We start from the raw sequence: 14,188 nt of genomic DNA on the forward strand, positions 1-14,188 counted from the left end.
GCGACGACCGCCACGACCATGTCCGATTCCCGCCAGCCGTACGGGGTGGGCTGCGAGTAGCGTCATCAGCATGTCCGTGAGAGAGCTCGACTTCGACGCCTGTTACCGCGCGGTGGCCGCGAGGGACGCCCGGTTCGACGGGCGCTTCTACACGGCGGTCACCTCCACCCGTATCTACTGCCGGCCGATCTGCCCGGCACGCACCCCTGCCAGCCGCAACGTGCGGTTCTACCGCCACGCGGCCTCCGCCGAGGCGGCCGGGTTCCGGCCGTGCAAGCGGTGCCGGCCCGAGCTGAGCCCCGGCGATCCCGGCTGGGACCACCGGGGCGACCTGGTCGGCAGGGCGCTCCGGCTGATCGACGAGGGTGTGGCGGACGACGGCGGGATGGCCCGGCTGGCCGGGCGGCTGCACATCACCGGGCGGCACCTGCACCGGCTGTTCACCACGGAGATCGGCGTGGGACCGCTGGCCGTGGCCAGGACCAAGCGCCTGCTGCTGGCCAAGCAACTGCTGACCGAGACCGGGCTGCCGATCGTCGACGTGGCGTTCGCGTCGGGTTTCGGCAGCGTCCGGCAGTTCAACGCGACCATGAAGGACAGCTACGGGTTCACCCCGGGCGAGCTGCGGGCGACCACGCGATGCAGCGCCGACGTCTCGGGCGACGCGCTGACCCTGCGGCTACACCGCAGGGAGCCGTACGACGCCGCGGCCCTGATGCGGTTCCTGGCCGCGCGGGCGATCCCCGGTCTGGAGCACGCGGACGGCACGTCCTACCGCCGCGCCGTCCCCGGTGGCACGGTCACCCTGACCCCCGAGGTGGACCACGTCCGGCTGGACGTGAGCGTCGACGACACCAGCCACCTGGCCAGGATCGTCGCCCGCTGCCGCCGCCTCCTCGACCTCGACGCGGACCCCGAGGCCATCTCCGCCGCCCTTGGCGAGACCTCGCTGGAACCGCTCGTCGCCGCCCGTCCCGGGCTGCGGGTGCCCGGCGCGTGGGACGGCTTCGAGGTGGCCGTCCGCGCCGTGATCGGCCAGCAGATCTCCGTCGCGGGTGCCCGCACCATCCTCGGGCGCGTCACCGCCCGAGCCGGGCGCCCGCAGCCCGGAACAAGCGTCGACGAGGGGTTGACCCACCTGTTCCCGACCGCGGCCGAGCTCCACGAGGCTGATCTGGGCGGGCTGGGCCTGACCGGGCGGCGGGTGGCCACGCTGAAGGCGCTCGCCGCCAGGGTGGCGGACGGCGAGATCGACCTGGACGGGGCACAGCAGCCCGCCCAGGCGGTGGCCGGGCTGCTTGAGGTCCCCGGGATCGGGCCGTGGACCTCGGGTTACATCGCGTTGCGGGCGCTGCGCGACCCGGACGCCTGGCCTGGCGGAGACCTCGGCCTACGGCGGGCCATGGCCTGCCTGGGCATCCCGGAAGACCACATCGAGCGGTGGCGTCCATGGCGGGCGTACGCCGCACTGCATCTTTGGAGTTCCGAATGATAGAAGCACAGGTACTCACCACCCCGGCCGGTCCGCTGGCGCTGCTCGCCCGCGAGGGCGTCCTGGTCGCGGCGGGCTTCACCGACACCCCGGACGAGATGTTCGCGCGGCTCTCCCCCGGCCTCCGGTCGGAGGGCCTGGACCTGACCGCCGACCTGGGCCACCCGGCGCGTGCCGTACGCGACTACCTGGACGGCGACCTGAAGGCCCTCGACTCCGTGGCGCTGGAACAGCCGGGCACCCCCAAGCGGCAGCGGCTGCTCACCGCCCTGCGTGAGGTCCCGCCGGGCGTCACGATCAGCTACGCCGAGCTCGCCGAGCGGGCGGGCCTGCCGAGGACGGCGGCCAGGGCGGCCGGGAGCGCGTGCGCGCAGAACCTGATCGCGCCGTTCGTCCCCTGCCACCGCATCCTGCCGTCCACCGGCGGGTTCGGCGGCTACTACTACGGCACGCCGGTCAAGCGGTGGCTGCTCATCCACGAGAAGGCGATCGCCGGCGAGTGACGCCGGCCGTCTTCGACCATGAGGCGCGCCCAGCTCGGTCAGCGGGGCGTCACGGTGCGGCATGAGGGCCTCCGGCGGATGTGAATCCTGGTCGACTCACACCACGTCACGAGGCCCTCGCCCATTTCGAGATCATTCGACCGGGCCGCCATCACCGACGTCCACGGGTGGTACACCTATCCGGTCTTCCTGACGGTGCTCTGCACCTCGCCCACCGGGACGTCGCGGGTGACCCCGACCTCGACCGGGTCGTAGGCGAAGGGCACCACGTCGTCCTCGATCTCGATGGGCCAGACCGAGGTGACCGTCAGCACGTAGGCGTCACGCGGCTGGTCGACCGAGGCCCGCAGGTAGCGCACGCCGCAGGTGAACGCGGCGCCCTTCGCGTACGGCTTGCCGCCGGGGCCGCACTCCTCCTTGACCTCCGCCCGGTCGGCGGTGGTGCCCGCGTCGATCCGGATGTCCTCAAGGGTGGCGGTCACGGTGGCGCTCATCACCCCGGGCAGCGTCGCCGTCACGGACCTGGTGGTCTCGCCGATGCCGCTCAGCCAGACCCAGGTCGGCAGGTTGACGTAGCTCTTGGCGTCCGGATTGAGCTCGATCTTCGGCTCGGGCACGGTCAGCGCGGCGCGGGCGATCTCGACGAGTTCGGCGATGGTGATCCCGGCGGGCGGCGTGGTGTTCGGGGGCGCGAACACGTAGGGCTCGCCCAGCGCGGCCACGCACGCCAGCCCGTTCGGATCGGCGGAGTTGTAGGCGCGCTGCCACCAGGTGCCCTCCTGGCCGATCCGGGCCTCGAACGGCTCCAGCGCCTCCTTCCGCCTCTCCCACTCCTGCCCGGGGAGGGCGTCGGGAAGGGCGTCTCGCTGCGAGTCCAGCATGTCGGCGGCGTTGCCCCGGGGCTCGTACCAGCAGGGGCGCTTGATCCGATATCCGTCGTTCTTCCCGCTGAGCCCGGTGCCCGTGACGACGATCCGGGAGTCCTTGAGGGTGACCCCGGCCTTGTTGCCGTGCTGGAAGCCCTCACCGGTCGCTCCCCCGGTGCCGGGAGGGTCGGACGGCACAGCGGGGGAGAACAGCAGCAATCCCGCGAGGATCACTTTTCCGATCATCGAACACCTCCGGTGTGGGGACCGGGTCCCGGCCGCGGGGAGAGAGTCATCTGAGGCAGCCCTTCGCGCGCTCGTCGGGGAGCTTCGCGTGGCGGAAGAGCCTGATACGCCAGCCCCCGTCGGCGGCCCGCCCCATCGCGGCGGACTGGAGGAAGGGCTTCCTGGTCCAGTCGGGCTGCCTGGCGACGGGCTTGCCGGTGGAGGAGTCGAGGAGGCGCATCTTCGACTCGTCGACGCAGACGTCCAGCTGCGCCCCCCGGTCGTCGCCCGAGCCGCTGACCGCGCTGACGTTCAGGGCGTACAGCCGGGCGGTCCCCCGCACCGACCTGCGCTCGTCGAGAAACGCCCCCACCCAGGAGGACGCGTCGTCGACCGCGTCGTACTCGACCACGTCGAGGTAGCCGGTGTCACGGCCCTCGCTCACGACCGCCCTGAAGGCTCCGGCGAAGTAGTCGCGGAGAACCTCGATCATCGCGGTCGTGTCGGCGTCGGGCGCGGCGGGCCACTCGACCACCACCCGCACTCCCGGCGCGACCCCGACCTTCTCCTCTCGCGGCGCGGCCGACCGCGCCGAGTCCTGCGGGGAGGGCCGCGCGGGAACTCGCGAGGAGGTCTCGACGGGAGAGGTGTCCGAAAGATCGACGGGAGTGAACGGCTGAGCCTCCGACGGGGTACAGGCCGCCGACAGGAGCATGACCAGCGCGATCACCACACGCACACCGATCACGCTAGGAGCGTCCGCCCGCCGGAACCACCGATATGCACGATTCGGCATGGCTCCCCTGCCGCCCTCGCCCCGCATCCGGCGGCCCACCGCGCCGCCGCTCCCGTGGTGGGTCTCCGGCAGGGCATCCGCCGCGCCGCGACCCCGCGTGACCCCCGGCGCGCGGACCGGGCCCGCCGGGCCCGTCATGCCGTCGGGGCCGAGCGCATCCGCCACGAGGGCAGCAGCTCGTCGATGAGGGCCTCGGTCTCCGGTGCCATCCCACCGCCGTAGGGGTGGGAGGCGGCCCGCCGGTGCAGGGCGTCGGCCACGGCACGCAGGCGGACGGGGTCGTCGGTGAGATGCGTGGCCCGCAGCAGGTCGCGCCAGAGCCCCTCGTCATCGGCGGCCAGCAGCAGCCCGGCCCGCACCGCCGCCACCGCCTGGTCGGTCTCACCGCGGGCCAGCCGTACCTCGCAGAGCCGGTGCGCGGCGTCCGCGACACCCGCGGTCACGTTGTACTCCAGGTCGTCGGCTGCCAGCCAGGCGTAGCGGCCACGCGGGCGGCCGTTCAGCAGCGGACCCCGTACCAGGCCCAGTGCCCGATCGAGGAGCTCGGGACGCCCGCCGGGGTTGGCGTGCGACTGCCGGACGAGGTCGCGGAAGAGCATCCAGTCGGTGCGCACCTCGGGGCCGAGCCGCAGGCGCCCCGAGGTGTCGGCGTAGAGGTTGGGCCGCCCCTGGCTGTCGGCGCCCAGCCACGCGACGACCCTGGCGATCGTGGCGTCCCTGACGACCGCCTGCACGCCACGTGGCCAGAGGATGCCGCCGAGCACGACGGGGTGCACGCCGCCGGGGTGCGTCGCCAGGTAGACGACGAGCTCGACCGCGATCACGGCTCGCCCCTCCTCCATCGGCGAGGGACCGACGACCTCGGCGGGGCCGAGGATCCGCACCTCGACCGAGGGTGTCTGGGTGACCGGTTCCGGCTCATCGGCGAGCGGCTCGCCCTCCAGCCGTTCGGTCGCCAGGAACAGATCGATCAATGCCCGGTACTGCCGCCGTGGCAGCAGCTGCGCGGCCACGTCGAACCCGAGCGCGTCCACCCTGGCGCGGCCCTCCTCGGTGATCGTCCAGTTCCAGGTGGCGTGCGGCACGTCGCCCGCGATGACGTACCCGGCGGCGGTCCTGACGCCCTTCCTGGCGAGCAGCGCCAGGCGGCGGCCTTCCTCCTCGGTGGGGGCGATCGCGGACAACAGGTAGTGCGGGGTGCAGACCGGGTCGGCGGCGCGTCCGTGGATCCTGCCGGTGAGCACCTCGCCTCGGTTACCGCCGTCTTTGCCCGACGCCTCCAGCTCGGGCAGGATCTCCGCCAGGCTGCCCACGTACCTGATCCGGTCGGAGGCGATCACGGTCAGCTCCTCGCCGAAGCCGACCAGCGTGACGCGCATCCGGTCCGACCAGCGGTTGGTCGCCAGCTCCACGGCGAGCGCCGCCAGAGCGGCGGTGGCCTGCGCGCCCCCGATGCTGATCGGACCGTGGGCGGCCTCCAGGTCGACGAGCACCCGGCCCTCACCGCTGGAACCGAGCGAGACCAGCCCCGGGTACGGCGCGGGCGCGTCGGCGAGTGCCTGCTCGTCGAGCATCCGGCCCTCGTGCGCGGGAAGCCGCCAGACCTGGCCTCCGTCGTGGGCACTCCAGGGCGCGGGCGCGTCGGGGTCCGGCGGATGGATCCACAGGTCGAGGGTCTGCGGTGACAGGTGGGCCGCGTAGACCGTGGGCGGGACGCGGTTCTGGGCGGCGAGGGACCTGCCCAGCAGCCGGAGCCCGACGTCGAGCATCCGGCTGCCCGGGGCGTCCGCGCCGAGCCTGAGCGCCAGCTCGGCCTGGGCGGCGTCGTCCCTCGGCCGGGTGATCCGGCGCCCGAACGCCCGGTGCCAGAGCTGCCGCCTGCGCCTGCGGCCGAGCGCCACCAGCAGCCCGGCCGCGGCCAGCGAGGCCCCGGCCAGGTAGTCGAGCATCTCCAGCCCGGTGTGCTGCCCGTTCTCCGCGGGCCCCGCCACCGCCGCTCCCGGGTCCGCCGCGCCGGGATCCTGCCGCCCGGGCGCGGCGGTGGCGGGCGCGGCGGTGGCCGCCGTGTCCGGACCGCGCTCGGCGGTTGCCTTGGGGACGGGCACCTGGCGCGGGTCGTGCGAGGCGCCGCGCTCGGCGGCGGTGTCGGGACGGTGCCCGGCCACCTCGTGGCGCCCGTCCTGTCCCCGGCCGGTCTCCCGCGCCTGGCCCGCGCCCTCGCCGGGAGTGGAGATCTCGGGTGCGGGCTCCGCCGGGAGGTCCGCACCGCCCGGGGTGAAGGTCTGGGTACGGCCGTCCAGCTCGGCGGGCTTGCCGGGGTGGTCCTTGAGGGTGTCGTCGCGCGGCTGGGACGCCGGGACGATGTGCACGTTGCGCGCGTCGTCCGGCATGTCCAGCACCCAGCCTGGCCTGATCAGGTCGGCCATCCGCAGGCGGCTGCCGTCCGGCTGCTCCCTGTGCTGGTTGAGCCGGTAGATCTCCGGATACCGCCGCCCGTCACCGAGGCACTTCTCCGCGATCTCCCACAGGCTCTCGTGGTGGCGGCCGTGCGGCGGCTGCACCACGTAGACCTTCTTGGCCTTCTGCACCGGCGCCAGCTCCACCCGCTCGGCGCCGGCCGGGGCCGACGCCGCCGACAGCCCGGTCGAGACGATGGCGGAGGTCGCGGGCGGCAGGCTGGTCAGCTTCGCGATCGGCAGGGCCACCGCCGAGACGGTGAACAGCAGCATGGCCGCCGAGACCAGCCGGTTGGCGAACATCTGGGTGCCCCCGGAGAACGGCACCCGGGCCGGCATCCCGACCCGGCGCACTCCGGCGTAGATCTCGACCAGCACGCAGACCACCATCTGCAGCCAGGCGAGCCAGACCAGCAGCACGAGGATCGCGACGATCGTGCTCGTGCCCACCTGGCTGGTCAGCAGGTCGAGGTCGCGCAGCTCCGGCGGGAGCGGCGGCCCGGCCAGCCGGAACAGGGCGTAGGGGACCCCCGCGATGAGCGCGACCAGGACGGCCAGCGCGCCGAGGCCCGCCAGCAGGTCTCCCGGTGTGCGCCTGTCCTTGATACGCACGGGCTGTCGCGTGGGCATTCGTCTCCCTCCCCGTCCAGATTCGTCGTCGGTCAACCGGTGGGCCAGCGATTCACGGCAATTGGTCTGCCCCGATGTCCGGCCCCGCCGCGGCCAGGGCCTCCATGTCCGAGCCGGGGAAACCGAACGCGGCCAGGAAGAACGCCTTCCAGGTGACGGAGACGTTCACGGTGACCTCGGCCTGGGCGCCGCCGAGCGCGCACTGGGTGAGCTGGACGTCGCCGGCGCCGTGCGCCGAGACGATCTCCTCGGCCTTCGCGCAGACCTCCCCCTCTCCCAGCAGCCGGGCCTGGCCGGTGGCGCGCAGGTGCTCGACGTCGATCTGGTCCGCGGCGGCCCTGGCGGCCTGCTCGGCGATGTCGGCGGCCCGCAGCCGGGCGTTGATGGCGGCCCCGCCGTCCACGAGCAGCCCGGCCAGCAGGAACACCACCACCGAGAAGATCACCGTGAAGATCGACATCGACCCTCGCTCGCCGTGGCGTCCTCTCCCGGCACCCGAACCCACCGGACACCCGGACGTCCGGCATGCCACGGGCGGGGGTACCCGGCGACACGGAGCGGGGAAGTGCCCGGACGCGCGGCGGGCTGGCGTTGGACGGGCGAGTCTCCGGCGCCGCGCGAGTGGGTCCACGAGCTTCACTCAACCCTCCGGAACTGCTCCAGCGGGACCACCGAGTCGCCCTTCATCTCCTTGGCGGCGCCGAAGCCGAGGAACTCCAGATCCAGGGAGCAGGTCACCTGGGCGTGGACCCGGCCGCCCTCCTTCCAGTCCGTACCGGCCAGGCTGACCTCGGGTTCGCACTCGCCCGACAGCGCGGCGCGGGCCACCTCGGCCGCGGCGTCCTCGGCGTCGGCCAGCGTGCGCTCGACGGAGGCGGCCCTGGCGGCGTCCCTGGCGGCACCGTTGACCTCGCCCTGGGCCTCCACCACCCTTCCCGCGCCGACCAGGAACAGCAGGAAGAGCAGGAAGACCGGGGCCAGCAACACCGTCTCGGCGCTGAGCGACCCTCGATCGTCCCCGGCCGCGGGAATCCGCCGGCTCACTCGCATCCTTCGCTTCCGTCGTCGGGCCGGAAACACTCGATGGGACCGCCGAAGCGCGCGGTGACCGTGAACGTGGTGGAGGGCAGCAACGGGACGACCTGGACCGCCGAGGCGGTCACCTCGACCCCCCGCTGGTCGCCCTCCGCCCAGGCGGTGACCGTGGCGCCCTCCAGGAGCTTCGGGCCGACGGTCCGGATCACCTCCTGGGCGCGGGACTCGGCGTCCTGCTGCCAGGACTCGGTGTCGACCCGGGCCAGCCGCGCCCCCTCCCTGGCCGCGGCGTCGGCGATCTGGCGCCCGTGGAACCAGAGGGCGGACTGCACGATGAGCAGGATGACGACCAGCACCACCGGCATGATGATCGCCAACTCGATCACGGTGGCGCCGCGTTCACCGCCCCGGCCTCGTCGGCGCGCGGCCGAACGCGCACCGCGTCCCGTGGCGCCGCGTTCACCGCTCCGGCTGCCGTCCCGGCCGGGCTTGGCCCCCCCGTTCCCGGGGCGGCCCCGCTCACGGTCACGGGTCTCCAAGGTCGCCGCCCCCGCCCCCGCCGCCCCCGCCGCCGAACTGACTGGAGATCTCCGCCTGCTTCCCCTCGACGAGGGTCTTGATGAGCGTGGCGAGGCCGAGCGCCACCCCGGCGATGATGGCCGTGATGATGACCCATTCGACGGCGGAGGCCCCCCGGGTGGGGGCGTTGCGCGCCCTGGTGATCCGGACGCTCAGAACGGCGGTCGCGTAAGTGATCCACGGATGGCTCAGCATGGTCAGGACCCCAACATCTTCATAGCGGCCGGAAAACTTAGAAAGATCACGAAACCCGCGCAGAGCAGGAGCTGGGCGACGAGCATCGACTGGGAGCGCTCGCCCGCCTGCCCCTCGATCTCGGCCAGCTCGCGGCGGCGCATGGTCGCGGCACGGGCGGTGAGGGACGAGCGGACCTTGGCGCCGTCGTCGGCGACCAGGCCGAGCGCCGCGGACAGGTCGCGCAACTCGTCGACGTTGATCTCGTCACCGAGCTGGCCGAGGGCCTGCCAGGGGGTGATGCCGACGATCCTGGCGTTGCCGAGCGCCTCGCGGATACGGGACATCGCCCAGTTGGCGCCTTCCTCGTCGGGGCCGGGACTGCCCACCGAGACCGCCATCATCAGCGCCTCGGGCACCCCGCGCCCGCCCGCCAGGTTCATCGCGACGAGGTCCAGGAAGGAGCCGACGACGTGCCGGAAGTCGCGGCGCATCCGCGCGGCGTCCCGCTTGACCTGCAGGTCCGGCAGGACGAAGAAGACCCCGGCGACCACGAGTGCCGCCCAGAGCGGGACGGTGAGGGAGACGCCCCAGTCCATCAGCACCAGCCAGCCGACCAGCAGCGGGAAGGCCAGCAGCCCGGAGACCGCCAGCAGCACCTTGGTGGCCAGGAAGCCCTCGAACGACCTGCCGAGCAGCGCCAGGTCGGCCCTGGCGGAGCGCGCCTCCCAGCCCCTGGCCGCGTAGAAGCGGGCCATCCGCTCCCCCAGGCCGCGCCGGAAGACGCTGACCTCCTCGTCGGGCAGGATGAGCCGGGCGCGAGGCGCGTCGGTGCCCTCGCGGGCCGCGTCGAGCGCCAGCAGCCGCGTCACCAGCCCTGGGCGGGCCGGGAACAGCGCCCGGAACAGCAGGAACAGGCCCATCCCGAGCACGGAGCCCGCCAGCAGCGCCTCAGTCATCGGACACCTCACCCCCGGAGGGCAGGCCCAGCAGGCGGGCGGGTTTGTCGAAGCGGGCCAGGCGGCGCATCCAGGCGAACCCCGCGCCGAACAGCCCGGCGACCACCACGAGCACGGCCTGGCCGAGCGCGTTGTCGTACTCCTCGACGTAGGAGGGGTTGAACACCACGAGCATGACGGCGAAGGCGATGGCCGTACCGACCACGATCTGCACGCTCCGCCGGGTGGAGCGGCGCTCGGCCTCGACCCGGCGGCGCATGTCGAGCTCCTCGCGGGCGGAGACGGCCAGCGCGCCGAGCACGTCACGCAGGCCGGGACCGCGCAGCTTGGAGTTGAGGATGAGGGCGGCCACGACCAGGTCGGCCGAGGGGTCGTCGAGCTCGTCGGCGAAGCGCCTGAGCGCGTCGGGCAGCGCCATCCTGGTGTGCAGGCGGTCGACCATCGACCGCAGGTGCGGGCGGAGCGTGGGGGCCGCCGCCCGGATCGAGGACGGGATCGCCTGCTCCAGCCCGGCCGCCCCGGCGATGGTGTCGCGGAGCGACTCGGTCCAGGCGGCCAGGGCCTCCAGCCTGCGCATCGCGGTCCGCTCCTCGGCGGCTCCGCCGGACAGGCCCCGCCAGGCCAGGGCGAGGAGCACGGCTCCGACCGCCATGACCGGCCACCCGGTCACCACGAGCACGACCACCCCGACGATGACCCCCACCGCGGTACGGGTGGACAGGGCGCGGACGAACTCGCGCCTGCCCGCCTTCCTGCCGGGGGACGACGGGCGGGGGCGCACCCCGTACAGCGCGACGACGAGCAGGAACAGCCCCGCGCCGATCGCGATGCCGGCCAGCAGCACCAGCGGGTCGAACAGGCCCGGAGGCAGGGAGGTCATGTCCAGCCTCCCGGGTCATAGCCGAAGTGGGCGAGCTCCTCCAGGCACGACAGCGGCGCGTGCGGCACGACCCGGCCGTCGGGCGTCATGGCGAACACCTCCGAGGAGAGCACCCTGCCGTCCACTCCGGCTACCTCGCGCACGCTCGACACGAAGCGCCGCAGCCTGCCTCCCACCGCGTAGTCGTTGCGCTTCTCGATGAACACCACGAAGTCGATCGCGCCCGCGATGAGCATGTGGGTGGCCTCGATCGGCAGGCGCTCCGTGGCCTGGAGCGCGTAGGTCGCGATGCGGTTGAAGACCTCCATCGAGGAGTTGGCGTGAATCGTCGACAGCGAGCCGTCGTTGCCCTGGGTCATCGCGTTGAGCATGGTGACGATCTCGTCGCCGAGGACCTCTCCGACGATCACCCTGGACGGGTTCATGCGCAGGGAGCGGCGGACCAGTTCCGCCATGGTGATCTCGCCCTGGCCCTCGGAATTGGGCAGCCGCTGCTCGAAGGCGACCACGTTGGGATGGAGTTCCGGGAATTGGTCGAGGCCGAGTTCGAGGGCGCGCTCGACGGTGATGAGCCGCTCGGTGGGCGGAATCTCATTGGCCAGGGCGCGCAGCAGTGTCGTTTTCCCGGCGTTGGTCGAACCGGAAATCATGATGTTCTTCCTGGCCGCCACCGCCGCCGCCAGAAAACGCCCCAACTCCGGGGTCAGGCTGCCGTTTCCCACCAGGTCGCTGAGAAAGACCTTGCCCAGCCGGGAGCGGCGGATGGAGATGGACGGGCGGACCGTCACGTCCATCACGGCCGAGAGCCGGGAGCCGTCGGGAAGGCGCAGGTCGAGCTGGGGGTTGGCGGTGTCGAACGGCCTGCTGGACAGGCCGCTGTAGGCGGCGAGGATCTGGACCAGCTCGACCAGTTCCTCGTCGGACTCGGCCACGGGCTCACGCATGATCTCCTGGCCGTCGGCGTAGCCGACGAACACCCGGTCGCAGCCGTTGATGTCGATGTTCTCGACCTCGGGGTCGTCCAGCAGGGGTTGGAGGCGGCCGACGCCGAACAGGGCCGCGTGGATCCCCGCGGCCAGCGCCTCCTCCTCCTCGGCGGTGGGCGGGGTCCTGCCGACGCCGATCTCGCCGCGGGCGAACTCCTCCAGGATCTGGGCGATCAGCGCGCGGGCGAACTGGCGCTCGTCCTCACCGGTCATCGGCTGCAGGCCGCTGGCCTGGTCCAGGCGGCGCTGGTGGGCCAGCCTGTCTCCGACGTCCTGCCGGAAGCGCTTCACCAGCGTGTGGTCGATGGTCACGGTCTGGCTCCGCTCGACGGCTCGACGGGCACGCCCATGACCGGCTCGGGAGCGCTGACCTGTGCGGCGAGGCGGCCGCCCAGCTCCCGGGCGGTGCGGATCAGCAGGGAGCGGTCCAGGCGCCCGCCCCACTGGCCGCGCAGCAGTTCCGCGCCCTTGGGGTCGTGCGCGAGCCCGCTCACGAAGGCGAGGTTCCTGCCGGTGCCCACGACGATCCGGCGGACCTCCTCGATCATCGTGCGGTACTGCCGGGGGTCGGCGATCACGACCACGCCCACCTGCGGCTCGCGAGGCATGATCTGCAGGCGTTCCCGCAGGTGGGCGACGTGGTCCAGGCTCGCCCTGGTGAACAGCACCACCAGCGAGGCCTCCGCGGTCAGCTCGGCCAGCTGGGGGTGGCCGCCGAGGCGTCCGCAGTCGGCCAGCACGTCGGCGCCGGGCATCGTGGCCAGTGCCCGGCCGAGCGGACCCCAGAGCCAGGTCAGCCCGGCCGCCTGTTCGCCGTGGGTCAGCCCCGCCAGTATGTCCAGACCACCGATGATCTTCTGGGTGTGCTCGTGGATCTGTTCCGGGTGCAGGCCGCGCCGGGCCGTGGCCCCCAGGGTGAGCAGGCCCCTGGCCGGGTTGAGCACGCCGCCGTCGGCCGCGGGCAGGCGGTAGGCGAGATCTCCGCCCGCCGGGTCGCACTCGGCGAGCAGCACCGGGCGCGGCCAGATCGCGCCGAGCGCGGTGGCCGCCGTGGTCACTCCGGGCGCGCCCTTGTCCGCGGCCAGCACGATGAGCGCCACGTCAGCGTGCTCCCGGCAGCTCGGCGAGCGCGATCTCACCGGTGGAGGCGTACGCGACGACCTCCGGTGAGATGGAACTGTCCACGATGATGGTGACCAGGCCGTTCGCACCGCTCCTGCCGGGCGTGCCGATCTGGTGGACCAGGGCGCTCTGCGCCAGTACCCGCCGCTCCTGGCCGCCGCCGCCGCCCCTGCTCGGCACGTAGACGACCTGGACCCGGTCTCCGCGCTCCAGGGTGCCCGGTGACTGGCCGGGTTTGAGGGCGAGACCGACCTGGGCCTTGCCGGGGCCCAGCTCCCTGCTGGCGGAGACCACCATCTCGCGGGTCAGGAGCGTTCCGGGGATGAGGGTGACGCGGGCGAAGTTCTCCGCGACGCGGGCGCGCTGGGACCAGGCCACGTAGCCGATGCCGGTGTCGGCGATCTGGACCTCCTTGAGCATCGCCTCGGTGAACTGCTGGCCGGCGCCGATCTGCTGGGAGACGGCGATCGCCGAGACGCGGTCGCCGCTGCGCAGGACGAGCAGGGTGGTGGCGAGGGCGCCGCCCAGGATGAGGAGGACGGCGAGGGCGGCGAGGGCTGGTTTGCGCTCGCGTGGGGGCACGGGAAGCTTGCGCGACGCCGGCCCGGACAGGGTGCCCGCCGACGACTGGCGCTCGGCGTTCACCGGGACACGGCCCGTTGGCTTCTCACTGGTCCTCATGGGTAGGGGGACTCCCAGAGTGATCATAAATATGGGGACTACTGGTCGAATTTACGCCATTATGCGCACCATGCCGACGGGCTGCCGGACAAAAACCAGAACCCATGCTCGTTTGATAGGAACACGTCTGTCAACGCCGCTTCAGAAGAAAGTGGCGGTTTCGCTAGATGACGGGACACTTATCTGGGTGATAAGGACGGTAATTAACTCTTGCACCAATCGTCCCAGCATTTACCTCCATCATTACGGCGCCCCACCTCCTCCTTCACTCCATCGCTCACGGGATGTGCGCCCTCCTTAACCCTGAACCCGTTCAAAATGTGGCACCCTGGAGAGATGGCCACATCATCCGGGCGTGACGCCTCGGGCGGGGGACGGGTCAGGCTCCTTTTCCGCTCGGCGGCCGGGCGAATGCGCCGTCGCGGGGTCGAACGCCTCACCGCCGCCCCCGCGACGGAGCGAATGATCGAGGGGCTGCACCGCGCGGCCGTCGGGCTGGCCGAGGTGACCTCCGAGGTCAGCGCGTACGCCGGGCTGCTCGAGGAGAAGATGGGCGAGCTTCGGGCCCGGACCGCGGCCCGCCGTTCCGCCGGTTCTCCGAACAGGTTTTCCACAGCTCCATACCGCGGGCAGGCTGGCCCCCAGGAGGCGATAAATCACCAAATATCCCCATAAAGCGGTATAAACGGCCGCCGCCTACGGAGAGTTATCCACAGGCTGGGATGTTTTCCACATACCGGGTCGCGAGCCATGAGATTGCCGCGAACACCCTCTCGGACCCCGTTTCCACTCTGTACGGTGGAT

At 72.5% G+C, this 14,188-nt stretch carries 14 protein-coding genes; 2 read left to right on the top strand and 12 right to left on the bottom strand.

All coding sequences use genetic code 11. The annotated features are described in order from the left end of the window. Positions 1-70 precede the first annotated feature (70 nt). Both ABZU75_RS12790 and ABZU75_RS12795 read left to right on the top strand, forming a co-directional pair. Complete coding sequence (locus tag ABZU75_RS12790; protein WP_355552917.1) at positions 71-1,492, top strand: AlkA N-terminal domain-containing protein; 1,422 nt, start codon at positions 71-73, stop codon at positions 1,490-1,492. Further along, positions 1,489-1,995 (top strand): methylated-DNA--[protein]-cysteine S-methyltransferase, encoded by a 507-nt coding sequence (locus ABZU75_RS12795; protein WP_355552920.1) that lies wholly within the window; start codon positions 1,489-1,491, stop codon positions 1,993-1,995. The genes ABZU75_RS12790 and ABZU75_RS12795 overlap by 4 nt, the downstream gene beginning before the upstream one ends. A 176-nt stretch (positions 1,996-2,171) precedes the next feature. On the opposite strand, the gene ABZU75_RS12800 is transcribed toward ABZU75_RS12795, so the two are convergent. The 12 genes from ABZU75_RS12800 to ABZU75_RS12855 all read right to left on the bottom strand — a co-directional run bounded on the left by ABZU75_RS12800 (position 2,172) and on the right by ABZU75_RS12855 (position 13,384). After that, entirely contained in the window at positions 2,172-3,107 is a 936-nt protein-coding gene (locus ABZU75_RS12800; RefSeq protein ID WP_355552923.1) for a hypothetical protein, read from the bottom strand. A 46-nt stretch (positions 3,108-3,153) separates the two neighbouring features. Then, positions 3,154-3,834, bottom strand: a complete 681-nt coding sequence (locus tag ABZU75_RS12805) for a hypothetical protein (protein ID WP_355552926.1) — start codon at positions 3,832-3,834, stop codon at positions 3,154-3,156. Between the two features lie 182 nt (positions 3,835-4,016). Then, complete coding sequence (locus ABZU75_RS12810) at positions 4,017-6,968, bottom strand: hypothetical protein (RefSeq protein ID WP_355552929.1); 2,952 nt, start codon at positions 6,966-6,968, stop codon at positions 4,017-4,019. Positions 6,969-7,020: 52 nt separating this feature from the next. Further along, positions 7,021-7,428 carry a pilus assembly protein TadG-related protein gene (locus ABZU75_RS12815; protein ID WP_350951711.1) on the bottom strand — a complete coding sequence of 136 codons (408 nt, stop codon included), beginning with the start codon at positions 7,426-7,428 and terminating at the stop codon, positions 7,021-7,023. Between the two features lie 176 nt (positions 7,429-7,604). Continuing rightward, positions 7,605-8,012, bottom strand: coding sequence for a TadE/TadG family type IV pilus assembly protein (locus ABZU75_RS12820; RefSeq protein ID WP_355552934.1), 408 nt, complete (start codon positions 8,010-8,012; stop codon positions 7,605-7,607). Continuing rightward, positions 8,009-8,389: a TadE family protein gene (locus ABZU75_RS12825; RefSeq protein WP_350911831.1), complete on the bottom strand. Its 381-nt coding sequence runs from the start codon at positions 8,387-8,389 to the stop codon at positions 8,009-8,011. Before ABZU75_RS12825 ends, ABZU75_RS12820 begins: the two co-directional genes overlap by 4 nt. A gap of 139 nt (positions 8,390-8,528) precedes the next feature. Beyond that, positions 8,529-8,777, bottom strand: coding sequence for a hypothetical protein (locus ABZU75_RS12830; RefSeq protein WP_350911829.1), 249 nt, complete (start codon positions 8,775-8,777; stop codon positions 8,529-8,531). 2 nt (positions 8,778-8,779) lie between these two features. Next, positions 8,780-9,715: a type II secretion system protein gene (locus ABZU75_RS12835; RefSeq protein ID WP_350911827.1), complete on the bottom strand. Its 936-nt coding sequence runs from the start codon at positions 9,713-9,715 to the stop codon at positions 8,780-8,782. After that, complete coding sequence (locus ABZU75_RS12840; RefSeq protein WP_355552939.1) at positions 9,708-10,595, bottom strand: type II secretion system F family protein; 888 nt, start codon at positions 10,593-10,595, stop codon at positions 9,708-9,710. The genes ABZU75_RS12835 and ABZU75_RS12840 overlap by 8 nt, the downstream gene beginning before the upstream one ends. Continuing rightward, positions 10,592-11,893, bottom strand: coding sequence for an ATPase, T2SS/T4P/T4SS family (locus ABZU75_RS12845; RefSeq protein WP_355552942.1), 1,302 nt, complete (start codon positions 11,891-11,893; stop codon positions 10,592-10,594). Before ABZU75_RS12845 ends, ABZU75_RS12840 begins: the two co-directional genes overlap by 4 nt. Continuing rightward, positions 11,890-12,681: a hypothetical protein gene (locus ABZU75_RS12850; protein WP_355552945.1), complete on the bottom strand. Its 792-nt coding sequence runs from the start codon at positions 12,679-12,681 to the stop codon at positions 11,890-11,892. The genes ABZU75_RS12845 and ABZU75_RS12850 overlap by 4 nt, the downstream gene beginning before the upstream one ends. 1 nt (position 12,682) lies before the next feature. After that, a complete protein-coding gene (locus tag ABZU75_RS12855; RefSeq protein ID WP_355552948.1) occupies positions 12,683-13,384 on the bottom strand; it encodes a hypothetical protein in 702 nt (233 codons plus the stop codon). Between the last annotated feature and the right edge of the window lie 804 nt (positions 13,385-14,188).

Source organism: Streptosporangium sp. NPDC005286, assembly GCF_040607515.1.
Lineage (GTDB): Bacteria > Actinomycetota > Actinomycetes > Streptosporangiales > Streptosporangiaceae > Streptosporangium.

Excerpts from the sequence above, each read along its gene's own strand:
- ABZU75_RS12790 (WP_355552917.1), top strand. The coding sequence starts at position 71 with ATGTCCGTGAGAGAGCTCGACTTCGACGCCTGTTACCGCGCGGTGGCC.
- ABZU75_RS12795 (WP_355552920.1), top strand. The coding sequence starts at position 1,489 with ATGATAGAAGCACAGGTACTCACCACCCCGGCCGGTCCGCTGGCGCTG.
- ABZU75_RS12800 (WP_355552923.1), bottom strand. The coding sequence starts at position 3,107 with ATGATCGGAAAAGTGATCCTCGCGGGATTGCTGCTGTTCTCCCCCGCT.
- ABZU75_RS12810 (WP_355552929.1), bottom strand. The coding sequence starts at position 6,968 with ATGCCCACGCGACAGCCCGTGCGTATCAAGGACAGGCGCACACCGGGA.
- ABZU75_RS12815 (WP_350951711.1), bottom strand. The coding sequence starts at position 7,428 with ATGTCGATCTTCACGGTGATCTTCTCGGTGGTGGTGTTCCTGCTGGCC.
- ABZU75_RS12830 (WP_350911829.1), bottom strand. The coding sequence starts at position 8,777 with ATGCTGAGCCATCCGTGGATCACTTACGCGACCGCCGTTCTGAGCGTC.
- ABZU75_RS12835 (WP_350911827.1), bottom strand. The coding sequence starts at position 9,715 with ATGACTGAGGCGCTGCTGGCGGGCTCCGTGCTCGGGATGGGCCTGTTC.
- ABZU75_RS12840 (WP_355552939.1), bottom strand. The coding sequence starts at position 10,595 with ATGACCTCCCTGCCTCCGGGCCTGTTCGACCCGCTGGTGCTGCTGGCC.
- ABZU75_RS12855 (WP_355552948.1), bottom strand. The coding sequence starts at position 13,384 with ATGAGGACCAGTGAGAAGCCAACGGGCCGTGTCCCGGTGAACGCCGAG.